Origin of the sequence: Pseudomonas sp. R62 (assembly GCF_000257605.1) — a bacterium.
Lineage (GTDB): Bacteria > Pseudomonadota > Gammaproteobacteria > Pseudomonadales > Pseudomonadaceae > Aquipseudomonas > Aquipseudomonas atacamensis.
In genome coordinates this window covers 3,367,518-3,383,352 of the sequence record NZ_JH635998.1, presented here as the reverse complement: position 1 = coordinate 3,383,352, position 15,835 = coordinate 3,367,518, and the positions used below count along the sequence as shown (strand labels likewise).

Below are 15,835 nucleotides of genomic sequence, written 5' to 3'. Positions count from 1 at the left end.
CATTTACGGGTGCCGTCGCTGGAGATGTCCTCGCTGACCACTTCCGGACCACGCACTTCAGCAATGGCCTTGAGCTTGTCGCGCAAGGCTTTGCTGACGTTCGTCATGGCGTCGAAATCATCGACGCCAAAGTGGTGAATCCATTTCATTACCTGACCGGCACGGAAACGCTTCTCCCCGATTGAGTCGAAGAATTTTTCCATTTCCGGCTGGGTCAGACCCAGCAGGTTTGTTTTAACAGTCGATGTAGTCATGGATTCACCTTCACTCTGCAAGCAATGCTTAGCGAGTGGTTACTTCAGTAGCTGCGAAGAAGTAAGCGATTTCGCGAGCGGCAGCAGCTTCGGAGTCCGAACCGTGAACGGCGTTGGCGTCGATCGATTCAGCGAAGTCAGCACGGATGGTGCCTGGAGCAGCTTCTTTAGGGTTGGTAGCGCCCATCAGCTCACGGTTGCGAGCGATAGCGTTTTCGCCTTCCAGAACCTGAACGACAACCGGACCGGAAGTCATGAAAGCAACCAGGTCACCGAAGAAACCGCGCTCGCTGTGCTCAGCGTAGAAGCCTTCGGCTTCGGCTTTGGACAGTTGCTTCAGTTTCGAAGCTACAACGCGCAGGCCAGCGTCTTCGAAGCGAGTGGTGATCTTGCCGATCACGTTTTTAGCAACGGCGTCAGGCTTGATGATGGAGAAAGTACGTTGAACAGCCATGGTGTAACTCCAGAAACGGTAATTTGCGAAAAATTAAACCCGCGAATTATACGCGGGTTCTTGGGTATTGCCTAACCTGCGAGACGATCAGTCCAATTCTGCGGCCCAGAGCTCCTGAACCGCTTCGAGCACCTTCTCGCCGACCCGGCCGGAAGTAGCATCGAAGTCAGGCAGTTCAAGAATCATCTGCTGCAAACGGACAAAACCTACAGAGTACGGGTCGAGTCCCTCGTGGGCCTCGGCCAGCTCTTCTGCAATGCGTTGAACATCATTCCAACCGTAGCTCATGACAGTCTTACCAGTCAGTGCGGCGCTTCGGCCGCATGGTTAAGCGAATATTTCGGAATCTCGACGGTGAGGTCTTCCTCACCGACGATGGCCTGGCAAGCCAGACGCGATTGCGCCTCAAGGCCCCAGGCACGGTCGAGGAAGTCTTCTTCCAGCTCGTCGGCCTCTTCCAGCGAGTCGAAACCCTCGCGGATGATGCAATGGCACGTGGTGCAGGCGCAGACGCCGCCGCATGCGCTTTCCATCTCGATATGGTGTTCGTGGGCCAGCTCGAGAATCGATGTGCCGGGCGCAGCCTCGACCACCATGCCCTCAGGGCAGAACTTCTCGTGGGGCAGAAAAATGACCTGCGGCATCAGATATCCTCGATTTCATTCAGGTTGCGCCCCGACAGAGCGGCTTTCACCGTCAGATCCATGCGGCGGGCAGCAAAAGCATCGGTCACTTGCGACAGACGCTTGGTCTGCTGCTCGATGGCGTAACCATCGGTACCTTTCATCAGTTCGGCCAGTACCTGCATTTGCAGTTCGATAACCATGCGCTCTTCGGCGTCGAGCAAACGCTCGCCATCGGCCTCCAGCGCGCCCTGCACCGCTTCGAGCAGGCGCTGGGCATCGACTTGCTGCTCACGCAGAACGCGGGCGACCTTGTCGTCATTGGCATGCTGGAACGAATCCTTGAGCATCTTGGCGATTTCGCCATCGGTCAGACCATAGGAAGGCTTGACCTGAATGCTCGCCTCAACGCCCGAGCCCAATTCACGGGCAGACACGCTGAGCAGACCGTCGGCATCGACCTGGAAGGTCACGCGAATTTTCGCCGCGCCCGCCACCATTGCCGGAATGCCGCGCAATTCGAAACGTGCCAGAGAGCGGCAATCGCTGATCAGCTCGCGCTCGCCCTGCAACACGTGGATCGCCATGGCCGACTGGCCGTCTTTATAGGTGGTGAAATCCTGAGCGCGGGCGACGGGAATGGTAGTGTTGCGCGGAATCACCTTTTCCATCAGACCGCCCATGGTTTCCAAACCAAGGGAAAGCGGAATCACGTCGAGCAGCAGCAGTTCGCCGCCATCGCGCTTGTTGCCAGCCAGGGTGTCAGCCTGGATCGCGGCCCCGATGGCCACCACTTGATCCGGGTCGATTTCCGTCAAAGGCTGACGACCGAAGGCTTCGGCAACGGCTTCACGCACACGTGGCACTCGGGTCGAACCGCCGACCATGACCACGGCGTGGACGTCTTCCAGTTCAATACCGGAATCGCGAACGGCGCGGCGGCAGGCTTTCAGGCTGCGCGCGACCATTGGCTCGATCAGCGCATCGAAGGCTTCGCGAGTCAGTTGTGCTTTCCAGTCGCCGTAAGCCACTTCCACACTGGCCGCATCGGTCAGGGCTTCTTTGGCAGCGCAGGCGGTTTGCAGCAGATTGCGTTGCGCGCCCGGGTCGAGATCGGCGGAGAGGCCAGCGCTCTCAATGATCCAGCCGGCAATCGCGTGATCGAAATCATCGCCGCCCAGCGCGCTGTCGCCGCCAGTGGCCAGAACTTCAAAGACGCCGCCGGTCAGACGCAGAATGGAGATATCGAAAGTACCGCCGCCCAGGTCATAAATCGCCACCAGACCTTCGGCGTGCTGATCCAGACCGTAAGCCACCGCAGCCGCAGTCGGCTCGTTGAGCAGACGCAACACGTTCAGACCGGCGAGTTTGGCCGCATCTTTGGTGGCTTGGCGCTGCGCATCATCGAAGTAAGCAGGAACCGTGATCACCGCGCCAACCAGCTCGCCACCCAAGGTCGCCTCAGCGCGCTGACGCAGGACCTTGAGGATATCGGCGGAGACTTCAACCGGGCTTTTCGGGCCTTGCACGGTGTCGATGAACGGCATGTGCGATTCACCGCCGACAAAGCGATACGGCAACTGCTCGCCCAATTGCTTGACGTCGGACAGACCACGACCCATCAAGCGCTTGACCGAGAGCACGGTGTTCAGGGGATCGGAGGCTGCTGCCAGCTTGGCGGACTCACCGACTTCGACGCGGTCGGCGTGATAACGCACGGCGGACGGCAGGATGACCTGCCCGTTGGCGTCGGCCAGCGGTTCGGAAAGACCACTGCGCAGCGCAGCGACCAGCGAATTGGTAGTACCCAAGTCGATGCCCACAGCCAGACGGCGCTGGTGCGGTTGAGGACTTTGGCCGGGTTCGGCGATCTGCAGTAGAGCCATGGTGATCAGGTCTTGTCTGTCTGTCAGCGTGCAATCAGGGCAGCACTGGGTTAATCGTCGAGGCGCTCTTCCAGCTGGCGCACTTCGTAGGTGAGCTTGTCGAGGAACTGCATGCGCCGCATCAGGCGTTCGGCCTGCTCGCGTTGCGCTGCATCATCCCAACAGGCTGCGAAGCTTTCGTTGAGCTGTTCCTGAGCCGCCTTCAAGCGACGCTTGAATACCGCGACACCGTCGAGGTCGGCACTGTCCTGCAGATCTTCGAGCTCTTCGCGCCATTGCATCTGCTGCAGAAGGAATTCGGGATCGTGGACAGTGACTTCCATCGGCACTTCATGCCCGCTGATTTTCAGCAGGTAACGTGCGCGCTGGGCCGGACTCTTGAGCGTCTGGTAGGCGTCGTTGAGCCGCGCCGATTGCTCGAGCGCCGAGCGCTGCTCGCGTTCGGATGCATCGGCAAAGCGGTCAGGATGGACGCCGCGCGCCAACTCACGGTAGCGCGTGGCCAACTGCTCGAGATCCAGGCGGAAGCTCGGTTGCAGCTCGAATAAAGCGAAATGACAAGGAATACCCACGACCAGCCTCAGATGTTGAAGCTTTCGCCGCAGCCACATTCACCGCGCACGTTGGGGTTGTTGAACTTGAAGCCTTCGTTCAACCCTTCCTTGACGAAGTCGAGCTCGGTGCCGTCCAGGTAGGCCAGGCTTTTCGGGTCGATGATCACTTTTTCGCCGTGACTCTCGAACACCTGATCCTCCGCCACTACCTCGTCGACAAACTCCAGCACGTAGGCAAGGCCGGAACAGCCTGTGGTGCGAACACCCAGACGAATCCCTTCACCTTTGCCGCGCCCGTCGAGGGAGCGCCGCACGTGTCGAGCAGCCGCTTCTGTCATGCTGATAGCCATCGTTGACTCCTTACTCGTCGCCGAATCTTGAAATTCAGATCAAGCCTTTCTTCTGCTTGTAGTCGCGAACAGCCGCTTTGATAGCGTCTTCAGCGAGCACGGAGCAGTGGATTTTCACTGGTGGCAAAGCCAGTTCTTCGGCCAGCTGAGTGTTCTTGATGGTTTCGGCTTCGTCCAGGGTCTTGCCCTTCATCCACTCGGTAGCGAGGGAGCTGGAGGCGATTGCCGAACCGCAACCGTAGGTCTTGAACTTGGCGTCTTCGATAACGCCCTGATCGTTGACCTTGATCTGCAGACGCATCACGTCGCCGCACGCCGGAGCGCCGACCATGCCGGTGCCGACATCAGGATCTTCCGCGTTCATCTTGCCGACGTTGCGCGGGTTTTCGTAGTGGTCGATGACCTTTTCGCTGTAAGCCATGATTCTCAATCCTCACTCATCAGGGCCGCTCTTGAGACCCTGCAACTGCGCTGCGTTAACGCCGCGTCGCTACAGGATCTGTATCCGGCGGCTTCTATAGTTAGTGTGCCGCCCACTCGATTTTCGAGATATCGACGCCGTCTTTGTACATGTCCCACAGCGGCGACAGGGCGCGCAGCTTGGTAACGGCCTCGCAGACTTTCTGCGCGGCGTAATCGATTTCTTCTTCGGTGGTGAAACGGCCGAAGGTAAAGCGGATCGAGCTGTGTGCCAGTTCGTCGTTGCGGCCCAGGGCGCGCAGTACGTACGAAGGCTCCAGCGAAGCCGAGGTGCAGGCCGAACCGGACGATACCGCCAGATCCTTGAGCGCCATGATCAGCGACTCGCCTTCAACGTAGTTGAAGCTCAGGTTCAGGTTGTGCGGAACGCGGGCGGTCAGGCTGCCGTTGACGTACAGCTCTTCCAGATGCTCGACCTGCTTGTAGAAACGATCGCTCAAGGCTTTGATGCGCACGTTTTCAGCGGCCATGTCTTCCTTGGCTACGCGGAACGCTTCGCCCATGCCGACGATCTGGTGGGTCGCCAGGGTGCCGGAACGCATGCCGCGCTCGTGACCGCCGCCGTGCATGGTCGCCTCGATGCGCACACGCGGCTTGCGGCTGACGTACAGCGCGCCGATGCCTTTAGGGCCATAAGTCTTGTGGGCGGAGAACGACATCATGTCGACTTTCAGCTTCTGCAGATCGATTTCGACCTTGCCGGTGGACTGAGCAGCATCGACGTGGAACAGCACGCCTTTGGCGCGCAGCATCTCGCCGATGGCAGCGATGTCGTTGATGGTGCCGATTTCGTTGTTGACGTGCATCACCGACACCAGAATGGTGTCTTCGCGCAGTGCGGCGTCAATCATTGCAGGGGTGATCAGACCGTCTTCGGTCGGCTCGAGGTACGTCACTTCGAAGCCTTCACGCTCCAGCTGGCGCATGGTGTCGAGGACAGCCTTGTGCTCGATCTTGCTGGTGATCAGGTGCTTGCCCTTGGAGGCGTAGAAATGTGCCGCGCCCTTGATCGCCAGGTTGTCGGATTCGGTGGCACCGGAGGTCCAGACGATTTCGCGCGGGTCGGCGTTGACCAGATCGGCCACCTGACGACGAGCGTTTTCGACGGACTCTTCAGCCTTCCAGCCGAACACGTGGGAGCGGGACGCCGGGTTACCGAAGTTTCCGTCGACCAGCAGGCATTCACTCATTTTCTGCGCAACGCGCGGATCAACCGGGGTGGTTGCAGAGTAATCAAGGTAAATCGGCAATTTCATGGACTATCTCCTAAATCAGGGCTGGCGTGCCGCGGGTAGCTCTTCGGCTGTCATTCGACGGCGGACGCTTCAATCTTGTCCAGGCGTGGCGCCTTGCTGCTGCAACGGCGCTGGTCCTGACGCTGGGCCACTTCTTGTACCTCACGGCGAGTCACAAGGTCGGCCAAGCTGATACCGCTCAGAAATTCGTGAATCTGCAGGCTCAAATCGCACCACAGATGATGGGTCAGGCAGGTATCGCCGGAATGGCAATCGCCCTGGCCCTGGCACTTGGTGGCATCGACCGATTCGTTCACCGCATCGATCACCTGGGCGACCTGGATGCCCTGCATGTCGCGGGACAACTGGTAGCCACCACCCGGACCGCGAACGCTGGAAACCAGGTTGCTGCGGCGCAGCTTGGCGAACAGCTGTTCGAGGTAGGACAGGGAGATGCCTTGGCGCTCGGAGATATCGGCCAGAGACACCGGCCCGTGCTGCGCGTGCAACGCCAGGTCAAGCATGGCGGTCACGGCGTATCGGCCTTTTGTAGTCAGTCGCATGGACAGTTACCACGGAGTTCGGAATGGGCGGGAGTATGCAATTCCCGAGCATTTAAGTCAACTATAAGACCTAGTGCTTTAGTCGGGTTTACCCGCAAAAGAGCGCGCGCACTATAGCAAAGACGGGGCGCGGACAGCCAGCGCAACCGCGTGATCGTTCTTCGCGAGCAGGCTCGCTCCCACATTCGAATGCATGGCTCTTGTGGGAGCGAGCCTGCTCGCGAAGGCCGCGCTGCGGTTTAGCTGGCCTGGCTCTGATCCTTGCCCTTGACGCAAGCGAAGTCTTCTTCGCGCAGCTCAGGCAGATCTTTCGCACAGTAATTGCTGCCCAGATCCTTCAGCGCGCCGCACATGCCCTCCAGACGCCCGTCCACTGCCTGCAGATGATCGAGCAGCTGGCCGATGGCGCGAGCCACCGGGTCGGGCATGTCTTCGCTGACACCGTAGGCGTCGAAACCGATCTTTTCCGCCATGGCTTTGCGCTTGGCGTCCTGCTCTTCATCGGTCTTGACGATGATCCGCCCCGGAATCCCCACCACCGTGGCGCCCGGCGGCACTTCCTTGGTGACCACAGCGTTGGAGCCGACTTTGGCGCCGGCACCCACCGTGAACGGGCCAAGCACCTTGGCGCCAGCACCAACCACCACGCCGTCACCCAGGGTCGGGTGGCGCTTGCCTTTGTTCCAGCTGGTGCCGCCGAGGGTCACGCCTTGATAGATGGTGACGTCGTCGCCGATCTCGGCGGTTTCACCAATGACGATGCCCATGCCATGGTCGATGAAGAACCGCCGACCGACCTTGGCGCCCGGGTGAATCTCGATCCCGGTCAGCCAGCGACCGAAGTTCGACACCAGCCGCGCCAGCCACTTCAATTCGTTGCGCCAGAGCATGCCGGCCAGTCGATGAATCCAGATCGCATGCATGCCGGGGTAGCAGGTCAGGACTTCAAAAGCGTTACGCGCCGCCGGGTCTCGATGGAATACGCTTTGGATATCTTCACGCAAACGCTCAAACATCATTCAATCCTTCCGCTTTAGAAGCTCGCCACGGGCCGCTTTCTGGGTTTCCGTGAGGATGCCACGCAAAATGTTCATTTCCGCCCGGCTGACCGAGCTGCGTCCGTACAACCGGCGCAGGCGCGCCATCAAGTGCCGTGGCTTTTCCGGGTCGAGGAATTCGATGGCAACCAGCGTCTGTTCCAGGTGCTCATAGAATCGCTCCAGCTCATCCATGGTCGCCAACTCGGCGCTTTTCACCGAGGCCACTTCTTCTTTCTCGACCTTGCTTGGCTGACCCTGTGCGGCCAGCCAGGCCATGCGCACTTCATAACTCAACACCTGCACCGCCGCCCCGAGGTTCAGCGAACTGAACGCCGGGTCGGAAGGGATGTGCACGTGAAAATGACATCGCTGCAGCTCTTCGTTGGTCAGGCCGGAATCTTCACGGCCGAACACCAAAGCAATCTCGGCGCCCTGCCCGGCTTCCTCGACCACCTTGTTGCCGCATTCGCGCGGATCCAGCAGCGGCCAGGGAATACGCCGGTCGCGGGCGCTGGTGCCGAGCACCAGATTGCAACCGACCAAAGCGTCTTCCAAGGTGGCGACGACTTGCGCGTTTTCAAGGATGTCACCGGCACCGGAGGCGCGGGCATCGGCCTCGTGGTGCGGGAAGACCCGCGGTTCGACCAGCACCAGTCGCGACAGACCCATGTTTTTCATGGCGCGCGCGGCCCCGCCGATGTTGCCGGGGTGACTGGTGTTGACCAGGACGACACGAATGTTCTGCAGCAAGGGAGGCGCTCTCGGACACAGGAAAGGGGGGCAAATCTTACAGAACAGCCTACCGTTAAGCTATGAAAGCGAACAGCGTCCTTCACCTGAAGAAAAGTTCTGATAGAATGCGCGGCTTTCTTTAACAACCTTAGGTGACACATCCATGCAGCCCATGCTGAATATCGCGCTGCGCGCCGCCCGCAGCGCCAGTGAACTGATCTTCCGCTCCATCGAGCGCCTGGATACCATCAAGGTCGACGAAAAAGACGCCAAGGATTACGTATCCGAGGTCGATCGCGCCGCTGAACAGAAAATCATCGATGCCCTGCGCAAGGCTTACCCGAATCACTCGATTCAGGGTGAAGAAACCGGCCTGCACGCTGGCACCGGCATCGAAGGCGAAGAGTACCTGTGGATCATCGATCCGCTGGACGGCACCACCAACTTCCTCCGTGGCATTCCGCACTTTGCAGTGAGCATTGCCTGCAAATATCGTGGTCGCCTGGAACACGCAGTGGTTCTGGACCCGGTCCGCCAGGAAGAATTCACCGCCAGCCGTGGTCGCGGCGCTCAACTGAACGGTCGTCGCCTGCGCGTCAGCGGTCGCACCAGCCTCGACGGCGCCCTGCTCGGCACTGGCTTCCCGTTCCGTGACGACCAGATGGACAACCTCGACAACTACCTCGGCATGTTCCGCGCCCTGGTTGGCCAGACTGCCGGCATCCGCCGCGCCGGTTCGGCGAGCCTGGACCTGGCTTACGTAGCTGCCGGTCGTTTCGATGCGTTCTGGGAATCAGGCCTGTCGGAGTGGGACATGGCTGCAGGCGCCCTGCTGATTCAAGAAGCCGGCGGCCTGGTGAGCGATTTCACCGGCGGTCACGACTTCCTGGAAAAAGGCCACATCGTTGCCGGCAACACCAAATGCTTCAAGGCAGTGCTGACAGCGATCCAGCCGCATCTGCCGGCCTCGCTGAAGCGCTAAGCTTTACGCGAAACCAGAAAGCACCCTCCGGGGTGCTTTTTTATGCCTGCAATTCCAAACAGCACAATTCCCTGTGGGAGCGAGCCTGCTCGCGAATGGGCGTGTCAACAAAGGAAATATCAACTGTTGGACCGCATTCGCGAGCAGGCTCGCTCCCACAGGTGAGAATCGCGCGCTGCCCTGAATCGCGGGTATAAAAAAAGCACCCCGCAGGGTGCTTCTTTTCACAACCGTAAATCCTTACTGAGCCGGCTCATTCTGCGACAGGATCAGCTTGCCTTCCTTGTCGACCGGAATCTGGTTGCCCGGATCGCGATCCATCCGCACTTTGCCTTCCTTGCCATCAAGCGAGTAACGCACGTCGTAACCGACGACCTTGTCGCTGATGTCATTGACCGTGTTGCAGCGGGTTTGCGTGGTGGTGTAGGTGTCACGCTCCTGCATGCCCTCCTGCACCTTGTTGCCCGCATAACCGCCACCGACCGCACCGGCCACCGTGGCAATCTTCTTGCCGGTACCGCCGCCAATCTGGTTGCCCAGCAAACCACCGGCCAGCGCGCCGACCACGGTACCGGCGATCTGGTGTTGATCTTTTACCGGTGCCTGACGGGTCACCGTTACATCCTTGCATACTTCACGTGGAGTCTTGATCTGTGTCTTGACCGGCTCAACGGCTAATACTTGCGCATACTCAGGGCCGCTTTTAACCAGGCTGTAGGTGGCAACAGCACCCCCGGCTGTGACACCGACAGCACCCAATACCGCACCAACCAGCAACGACTTGTTCACATGAACCTCCTGACCATCACATGCGGGACGCGCCCGCGCTTCTCCCAGCCTTGGAGCACAAAAAAAGGCGCGAGTTCAACTCGCGCCTTTTGTTGGCTGACAGCCGGGAAATCGCTGACCGTTATGGACGGTCGTCGACTTCCTTGTCGGTGTTGGCCGGAGGAATCAGATCCTCGGTGGTCAGGTTCAGCCAGATCAGCACCACGTTGGCGATGTAGATCGACGAGTAGGTACCCGCCAGTACACCGATGAACAGTGCGATGGAGAAACCGAACAGGTTGTCGCCACCGAAGAACAGCAGCGCCGCGATCGCCAGCAGAGTGGAGATCGAGGTCGCCATGGTGCGCAGCAGGGTCTGGGTGGTCGAGATGTTGATGTTCTCGATCAGCGTCGCCTTGCGCAGCACGCGGAAGTTCTCACGCACCCGGTCGAAGACCACGATGGTGTCGTTCAGCGAGTAACCGATGATCGCCAGCACTGCCGCCAGTACTGTCAGATCGAAGGTGATCTGGAAGTACGAGAGGATACCCACGGTCACGATCACGTCGTGGATCAGCGACACAATGGCGCCGACCGCAAACTTCCACTGAAAGCGGAAGGCCAGGTAGATCAGGATGCCGCCGAGCGCCAGCAGCATGCCGAGGCCGCCCTGGTCGCGCAGCTCTTCACCGACCTGCGGACCGACGAACTCGACACGCTTGACCGTCGCCGGGTTGTCACCGCCGACCTTCTGCAGCGCTTCCGCTACTTGATGGCCCAACTGCGGGTCTTCACCCGGCATGCGCACCAGCAGATCGGTGGTCGCACCGAAGTTCTGCACCACGGCTTCGTGATAACCGGAAGTCGCCAGTTGCTCGCGCACCTTGGTGACGTCGGCCGGACGCTCGTAGGTCAGCTCGATGAGCGTACCGCCGGTGAAGTCCAGGCCCCAGTTCATGCCCTTGGTGGCGACACTGAACAAGGCAATGACGGTAAGCAGCAATGTGACGCCGAACGCGAAGTTGCGAACGCCCATGAAGTTGATTGTACGTAACATGGCAGCCCCTTAAATCCACAACTTCTTGAAGTCACGTCCGCCAAAGATCAGGTTGACCATTGCGCGGGTCACCATGATGGCCGTGAACATCGAGGTAAAGATCCCGAGGGACATCGTCACTGCGAAACCCTTCACCGGGCCGGTGCCCATGGCGAAGAGAATGCCGCCGACCAGCAAGGTGGTCAGGTTGGCGTCGAGAATCGCGGTGAATGCCCGGCCGAAGCCTTCGTTGATTGCCCGCTGCACAGTCATGCCCGCGGCGATCTCTTCACGAATCCGCGAGAAGATCAGTACGTTGGCGTCGACCGCCATACCCATCGTCAAGACGATACCGGCGATACCCGGCAGGGTCAGCGTGGCGCCCAGCAACGACATCAACGCCAGCAGCAGCACCATGTTCACCGCCAGCGCGACGGTGGCGATGACGCCGAAGAAGCGGTAGATGGCAATGATGAACAGCGATACGAACAGCATGCCCCACAGGGAAGCATCGATACCTTTGGTGATGTTGTCAGCACCCAGGCTCGGACCGATTGTGCGCTCTTCAGCGAAGTACATCGGTGCAGCCAGACCACCGGCACGCAGCAGCAGCGCCAGTTCGGACGACTCGCCCTGACCGTTCAGGCCAGTGATGCGGAATTGCGCACCCAGCGGCGACTGAATGGTCGCCAGGCTGATGATCTTCTTCTCTTCCTTGAACGTCTGCACCGCAACGTCTTTCTCGACGCCATCAACCACTTGCTTGGTGTAAGTGGTGACCGGACGCTGCTCGATGAAGATCACCGCCATGCTGCGACCGACGTTGGAACGGGTCGCGCGGCTCATCAGCTCGCCACCGTGACCATCCAGACGGATGTTCACTTCAGGCGTGCCGTGTTCGCCGAAACCGGCCTTGGCGTCGGTGACCTGGTCACCGGTGATGATCAGGCCACGCTCGATCTGCGCAGGAGGACGGTTGCCTTCGCGGAATTCGAACGATTCGGAAGTGGCTTTCGAAGCGCCCGGCTCGGCGGCCAGACGGAACTCAAGGTTGGCCGTCTTGCCGAGAATACGCTTGGCTTCGGCAGTGTCCTGCACGCCCGGCAGCTCAACCACGATGCGGTTGGCGCCCTGACGCTGCACGATCGGTTCAGCAACACCCAGCTCGTTGACGCGGTTACGTACCGTGGTCAGGTTCTGCTTGATGGAGTATTCACGGATTTCCGCCAGCTTGGCCGGGGTCATCGCCAGACGCAGCACCGGTTGACCGTTGAGATCGGCCGGAACAATGTCGAAATCGTTGAAGTTCTTGCGGATCAGCGCACGGGCCTGTTCGCGGGAATCTTCATCGCTGAAGCCCAACTGAATGGCACCGCCCAGTTGCGGCAGGCTGCGATAGCGCAGCTTCTCTTTGCGCAGCAGGCTCTTGACGTCGCCTTCGTAGACTTTCAGGCGTGCATCGAGGGCTTTGTCCATGTCCACTTCGAGCAGGAAGTGCACACCACCGGACAAGTCCAGACCCAGCTTCATCGGGTGCGCACCGAGGTTGCGCAGCCATTGCGGGGTGGTCTGTGCCAGGTTCAGCGCGACGACGTAGTCATCACCCAATGCCTTGCGTACAACGTCCTTGGCCGGCAGCTGATCTTCAGCCTTGCTCAGACGGATCAGACCGCCCTTGCCGCCCGCGGTCAATGTGGCCGCCTTGACGTTGATGCCGGACTCTTTCAGCGCCGTGCTGACGCGAGCCAGATCGGCGTCATTGACCTGCAGAGCCGTGCTGGCGCCGCTGATCTGAATGGCCGGGTCATCGGGGTAAAGATTGGGAGCGGAATAAATCAGACCGATCGCCAGCACCGCCAGGATCAGAATGTATTTCCACAGAGGGTATTTGTTCAGCATCACGCCGCCCGTTATGAACGCGGGGCGCCTTGCGCGCCCCGTCGATTGAGTAGAAGTTGTTGCTCTTAGATCGCTTTCAGCGTGCCTTTTGGCAGCGTGGCGGCGATGGCGCCTTTCTGGAACTTCATTTCCACGGTGTCGGACACTTCCAGAACCACGAAGTCATCGGCAACCTTGGTGATCTTGCCGGCGATGCCGCCAGTGGTAACGACTTCGTCGCCCTTCTGCAGGCTGCTCAGCAGGTTCTTCTGCTCTTTGGCGCGCTTGGCCTGTGGACGCCAGATCATCAGGTAGAAGATGACCAGGAAGCCGACCAGGAAAATCCACTCGAAGCCGCCGCCCATTGGGCTTGCAGCAGCCGGTGCAGCTGCGTCAGCCATGGCGTTAGAGATAAAAAAGCTCATTTAGCACTCCAGTTGCAAATGTTGAATCTTGGGGTCAGAAAACTCAGTCCAAAGGCGGGACGGGAAGTCCGCGTTTGGCGTAGAAGGCATCGACAAAGGCGGCCAATGTACCCTGTTGAATAGCCTCGCGCAAACCAGCCATGAGCACCTGATAATGGCGCAAGTTATGGATGGTATTGAGCATGCTGCCGAGCATTTCGCCGCACTTGTCCAGGTGATGCAGATAAGCGCGCGAGAAGTTCTGGCAGGTGTAGCAATCGCAGGTCGGATCCAGCGGCGATTCATCATGGCGATGGAACGCGTTACGGATCTTCAGCACACCGGTATCGATGAACAGATGCCCATTGCGGGCATTACGGGTTGGCATCACGCAATCGAACATGTCCACCCCGCGGCGCACACCCTCAACCAGATCTTCCGGTTTGCCAACGCCCATAAGGTAACGAGGTTTGTCAGCGGGCATCTGGCCCGGCAGATAATCCAGCACCTTGATCATTTCGTGCTTCGGTTCGCCCACCGACAGACCGCCGATGGCGAGGCCGTCGAAGCCGATCTTGTCGAGGCCTTCCAGCGAGCGCATGCGCAGGTTTTCATGCATGCCACCCTGGACGATGCCGAACAGCGCCGCGGTGTTGTCGCCGTGGGCATTCTTCGAACGCTGCGCCCAACGCAACGACAGCTCCATCGATACCCGCGCGACGTCTTCGTCAGCCGGATACGGCGTGCATTCGTCGAAGATCATCACGATGTCGGAACCGAGATCGCGCTGCACCTGCATCGATTCTTCCGGGCCCATGAACACTTTGGCGCCGTCGACCGGAGAAGCGAAGGTCACGCCCTCCTCCTTGATCTTGCGCATCGCGCCGAGGCTGAACACCTGGAAGCCGCCGGAGTCGGTGAGGATCGGGCCTTTCCACTGCATGAAATCGTGCAGGTCGCCGTGTTCCTTGATCACCTGAGTGCCAGGACGCAGCCACAGGTGAAAGGTGTTGCCCAGAATGATTTCCGCGCCCGTGGCGACGATGTCGCGCGGCAGCATGCCCTTGACCGTGCCATAGGTGCCGACCGGCATGAACGCCGGGGTCTCGACGGTGCCACGGGGGAAGGTCAGGCGACCACGACGAGCCTTGCCATCGGTGGCCAGCAGCTCAAAGGACATTCGACATTCGCGACTCATTCTGTTTCCTCTGGGCCTGTCTGTTCAGGGGCAGTTGGAGCGGGATTGCGGGTGATGAACATCGCATCCCCGTAACTGAAAAAGCGGTAGCCGTTTTCGACGGCGGCCTTATAGGCGGCCATGGTTTCGGGATAACCGGCAAACGCGGAAACCAGCATCAACAGCGTGGATTCCGGCAAATGGAAATTGGTCACCAAGGCATCGACCACATGAAACGGCCGGCCCGGATAGATAAAGATGTCGGTGTCGCCACTGAACGGCTTGAGCACACCATCGCGCGCCGCACTTTCCAGCGAACGCACGCTGGTGGTGCCGACCGCAATCACCCGACCGCCACGCGCACGGCACGCAGCGACCGCATCGACCACATCCTGGCCGACTTCCAGCCACTCGCTGTGCATGTGGTGATCTTCGATCTTCTCGACACGCACCGGCTGGAACGTCCCCGCGCCCACGTGCAACGTCACGAATGCAGTCTCGACGCCCTTGGCAGCAATCGCCTGCATAAGCGGCTCATCGAAATGCAGCCCCGCCGTCGGCGCTGCGACCGCACCCAGACGCTGGGCGTACACGGTCTGATAACGCTCGCGATCCGAGCCTTCATCCGGGCGGTCTATATAAGGAGGCAAAGGCATGTGCCCGACGCGGTCGAGCAACGGCAAGACTTCCTCGGCGAAACCCAGCTCGAACAGCGCATCATGACGCGCGAGCATCTCGGCTTCGCCACCGCCGTCGATAAGGATCTTCGAACCCGGTTTCGGCGACTTGCTGGAGCGCACATGCGCCAGCACGCGGTGCGCATCGAGCACGCGCTCGATGAGAATTTCCAGCTTGCCGCCGGACGCTTTCTGCCCGAACAGCCGCGCCGGAATCACCCGGGTATTGTTGAACACCATCAAATCGCCCGGGCGCAAATGCTCAAGCAAATCAGTGAATTGACGGTGTGCCAGGGCGCCGCTCGGCCCATCAAGGGTCAGCAGGCGACTACCGCGACGCTCGGCCAACGGATGGCGGGCGATCAGCGAATCAGGAAGCTCGAAAGTAAAGTCAGCAACGCGCATGATGGGGTTCGTCTAGCAGGGCCGGAAAGTCTAGCGGAAATATCAAAAATTGACCATGAAACGTGATTGACCAACGGTAATCACCTCTCTATACTTCGCCGCCATTGAGCCCTGATGGCGGAATTGGTAGACGCGGCGGATTCAAAATCCGTTTTCGAAAGGAGTGGGAGTTCGAGTCTCCCTCGGGGCACCAACACAGAGAAAAAGGTCTTGCGAAAGCAGGGCCTTTTTTTTCGTCTGGTGGAAAGTGTTTGGTGCCTATCTGGCCTTCCTACCCAAGATCAAATCAGTTCCCGAAATCGGACGTGTGCCCACCCTACTCCTTGACTGCAAACAT

General features: G+C 59.7%; 18 protein-coding genes, 1 tRNA gene and 1 pseudogene. 2 read left to right on the top strand and 18 right to left on the bottom strand.

The genetic code is table 11. The annotated features are described in order from the left end of the window. From OQK_RS16355 to trmJ, 12 genes and pseudogenes are all read right to left on the bottom strand, one after another. Positions 1-254 (bottom strand): annotated as a pseudogene (locus OQK_RS16355) (23S rRNA (adenine(2503)-C(2))-methyltransferase RlmN); the annotation flags it as partial. A 28-nt stretch (positions 255-282) separates the two neighbouring features. Then, entirely contained in the window at positions 283-708 is a 426-nt protein-coding gene (ndk, locus tag OQK_RS16350; protein ID WP_016773329.1) for a nucleoside-diphosphate kinase, read from the bottom strand. A gap of 87 nt (positions 709-795) precedes the next feature. Beyond that, on the bottom strand, positions 796-996 hold the full coding sequence (gene iscX, locus OQK_RS16345; RefSeq protein WP_016773328.1) for a Fe-S cluster assembly protein IscX: 201 nt from the start codon (positions 994-996) through the stop codon (positions 796-798). A gap of 14 nt (positions 997-1,010) precedes the next feature. Next, complete coding sequence (gene fdx / locus OQK_RS16340) at positions 1,011-1,352, bottom strand: ISC system 2Fe-2S type ferredoxin (protein WP_016773327.1); 342 nt, start codon at positions 1,350-1,352, stop codon at positions 1,011-1,013. Then, entirely contained in the window at positions 1,352-3,217 is a 1,866-nt protein-coding gene (gene hscA, locus OQK_RS16335; RefSeq protein WP_016773326.1) for a Fe-S protein assembly chaperone HscA, read from the bottom strand. Before hscA ends, fdx begins: the two co-directional genes overlap by 1 nt. A 50-nt stretch (positions 3,218-3,267) precedes the next feature. After that, positions 3,268-3,789 (bottom strand): co-chaperone HscB, encoded by a 522-nt coding sequence (gene hscB / locus OQK_RS16330; RefSeq protein ID WP_016773325.1) that lies wholly within the window; start codon positions 3,787-3,789, stop codon positions 3,268-3,270. A gap of 8 nt (positions 3,790-3,797) precedes the next feature. Then, on the bottom strand, positions 3,798-4,121 hold the full coding sequence (iscA, locus tag OQK_RS16325) for an iron-sulfur cluster assembly protein IscA (protein ID WP_003227904.1): 324 nt from the start codon (positions 4,119-4,121) through the stop codon (positions 3,798-3,800). Positions 4,122-4,155: 34 nt separating this feature from the next. Further along, on the bottom strand, positions 4,156-4,542 hold the full coding sequence (iscU, locus tag OQK_RS16320; RefSeq protein ID WP_003227907.1) for a Fe-S cluster assembly scaffold IscU: 387 nt from the start codon (positions 4,540-4,542) through the stop codon (positions 4,156-4,158). A 100-nt stretch (positions 4,543-4,642) separates the two neighbouring features. Continuing rightward, positions 4,643-5,857, bottom strand: coding sequence for an IscS subfamily cysteine desulfurase (locus tag OQK_RS16315; protein ID WP_016773324.1), 1,215 nt, complete (start codon positions 5,855-5,857; stop codon positions 4,643-4,645). Between the two features lie 50 nt (positions 5,858-5,907). Continuing rightward, a complete protein-coding gene (iscR, locus tag OQK_RS16310) occupies positions 5,908-6,399 on the bottom strand; it encodes a Fe-S cluster assembly transcriptional regulator IscR (protein ID WP_016773323.1) in 492 nt (163 codons plus the stop codon). A gap of 239 nt (positions 6,400-6,638) precedes the next feature. Beyond that, complete coding sequence (gene cysE, locus OQK_RS16305; RefSeq protein ID WP_003227913.1) at positions 6,639-7,415, bottom strand: serine O-acetyltransferase; 777 nt, start codon at positions 7,413-7,415, stop codon at positions 6,639-6,641. A gap of 3 nt (positions 7,416-7,418) precedes the next feature. Continuing rightward, on the bottom strand, positions 7,419-8,189 hold the full coding sequence (gene trmJ, locus OQK_RS16300) for a tRNA (cytosine(32)/uridine(32)-2'-O)-methyltransferase TrmJ (RefSeq protein WP_016773321.1): 771 nt from the start codon (positions 8,187-8,189) through the stop codon (positions 7,419-7,421). A gap of 145 nt (positions 8,190-8,334) precedes the next feature. Here trmJ and suhB point away from each other — a divergent pair, with 145 nt between their 5' ends. Continuing rightward, positions 8,335-9,153, top strand: coding sequence for a type III secretion system regulator SuhB (gene suhB / locus OQK_RS16295; RefSeq protein ID WP_016773320.1), 819 nt, complete (start codon positions 8,335-8,337; stop codon positions 9,151-9,153). Positions 9,154-9,393: 240 nt separating this feature from the next. Here the strand turns inward: suhB and OQK_RS16290 are convergent, their stop codons facing one another. From OQK_RS16290 to queA, 6 genes are all read right to left on the bottom strand, one after another. Then, positions 9,394-9,942, bottom strand: a complete 549-nt coding sequence (locus tag OQK_RS16290; protein WP_007916907.1) for a glycine zipper 2TM domain-containing protein — start codon at positions 9,940-9,942, stop codon at positions 9,394-9,396. Between the two features lie 121 nt (positions 9,943-10,063). Next, positions 10,064-10,978 carry a protein translocase subunit SecF gene (gene secF, locus OQK_RS16285; protein ID WP_016773319.1) on the bottom strand — a complete coding sequence of 305 codons (915 nt, stop codon included), beginning with the start codon at positions 10,976-10,978 and terminating at the stop codon, positions 10,064-10,066. A 9-nt stretch (positions 10,979-10,987) separates the two neighbouring features. Continuing rightward, entirely contained in the window at positions 10,988-12,856 is a 1,869-nt protein-coding gene (secD, locus tag OQK_RS16280) for a protein translocase subunit SecD (RefSeq protein WP_016773318.1), read from the bottom strand. Between the two features lie 65 nt (positions 12,857-12,921). Further along, positions 12,922-13,260 (bottom strand): preprotein translocase subunit YajC, encoded by a 339-nt coding sequence (gene yajC, locus OQK_RS16275; protein ID WP_016773317.1) that lies wholly within the window; start codon positions 13,258-13,260, stop codon positions 12,922-12,924. 43 nt (positions 13,261-13,303) lie between these two features. Further along, entirely contained in the window at positions 13,304-14,419 is a 1,116-nt protein-coding gene (tgt, locus tag OQK_RS16270; protein WP_160768392.1) for a tRNA guanosine(34) transglycosylase Tgt, read from the bottom strand. Positions 14,420-14,433: 14 nt separating this feature from the next. After that, positions 14,434-15,498: a tRNA preQ1(34) S-adenosylmethionine ribosyltransferase-isomerase QueA gene (gene queA / locus OQK_RS16265; RefSeq protein WP_016773315.1), complete on the bottom strand. Its 1,065-nt coding sequence runs from the start codon at positions 15,496-15,498 to the stop codon at positions 14,434-14,436. Between the two features lie 108 nt (positions 15,499-15,606). Here queA and OQK_RS16260 point away from each other — a divergent pair. Next, positions 15,607-15,691 (top strand) — tRNA-Leu (locus tag OQK_RS16260). Positions 15,692-15,835 lie beyond the last annotated feature (144 nt).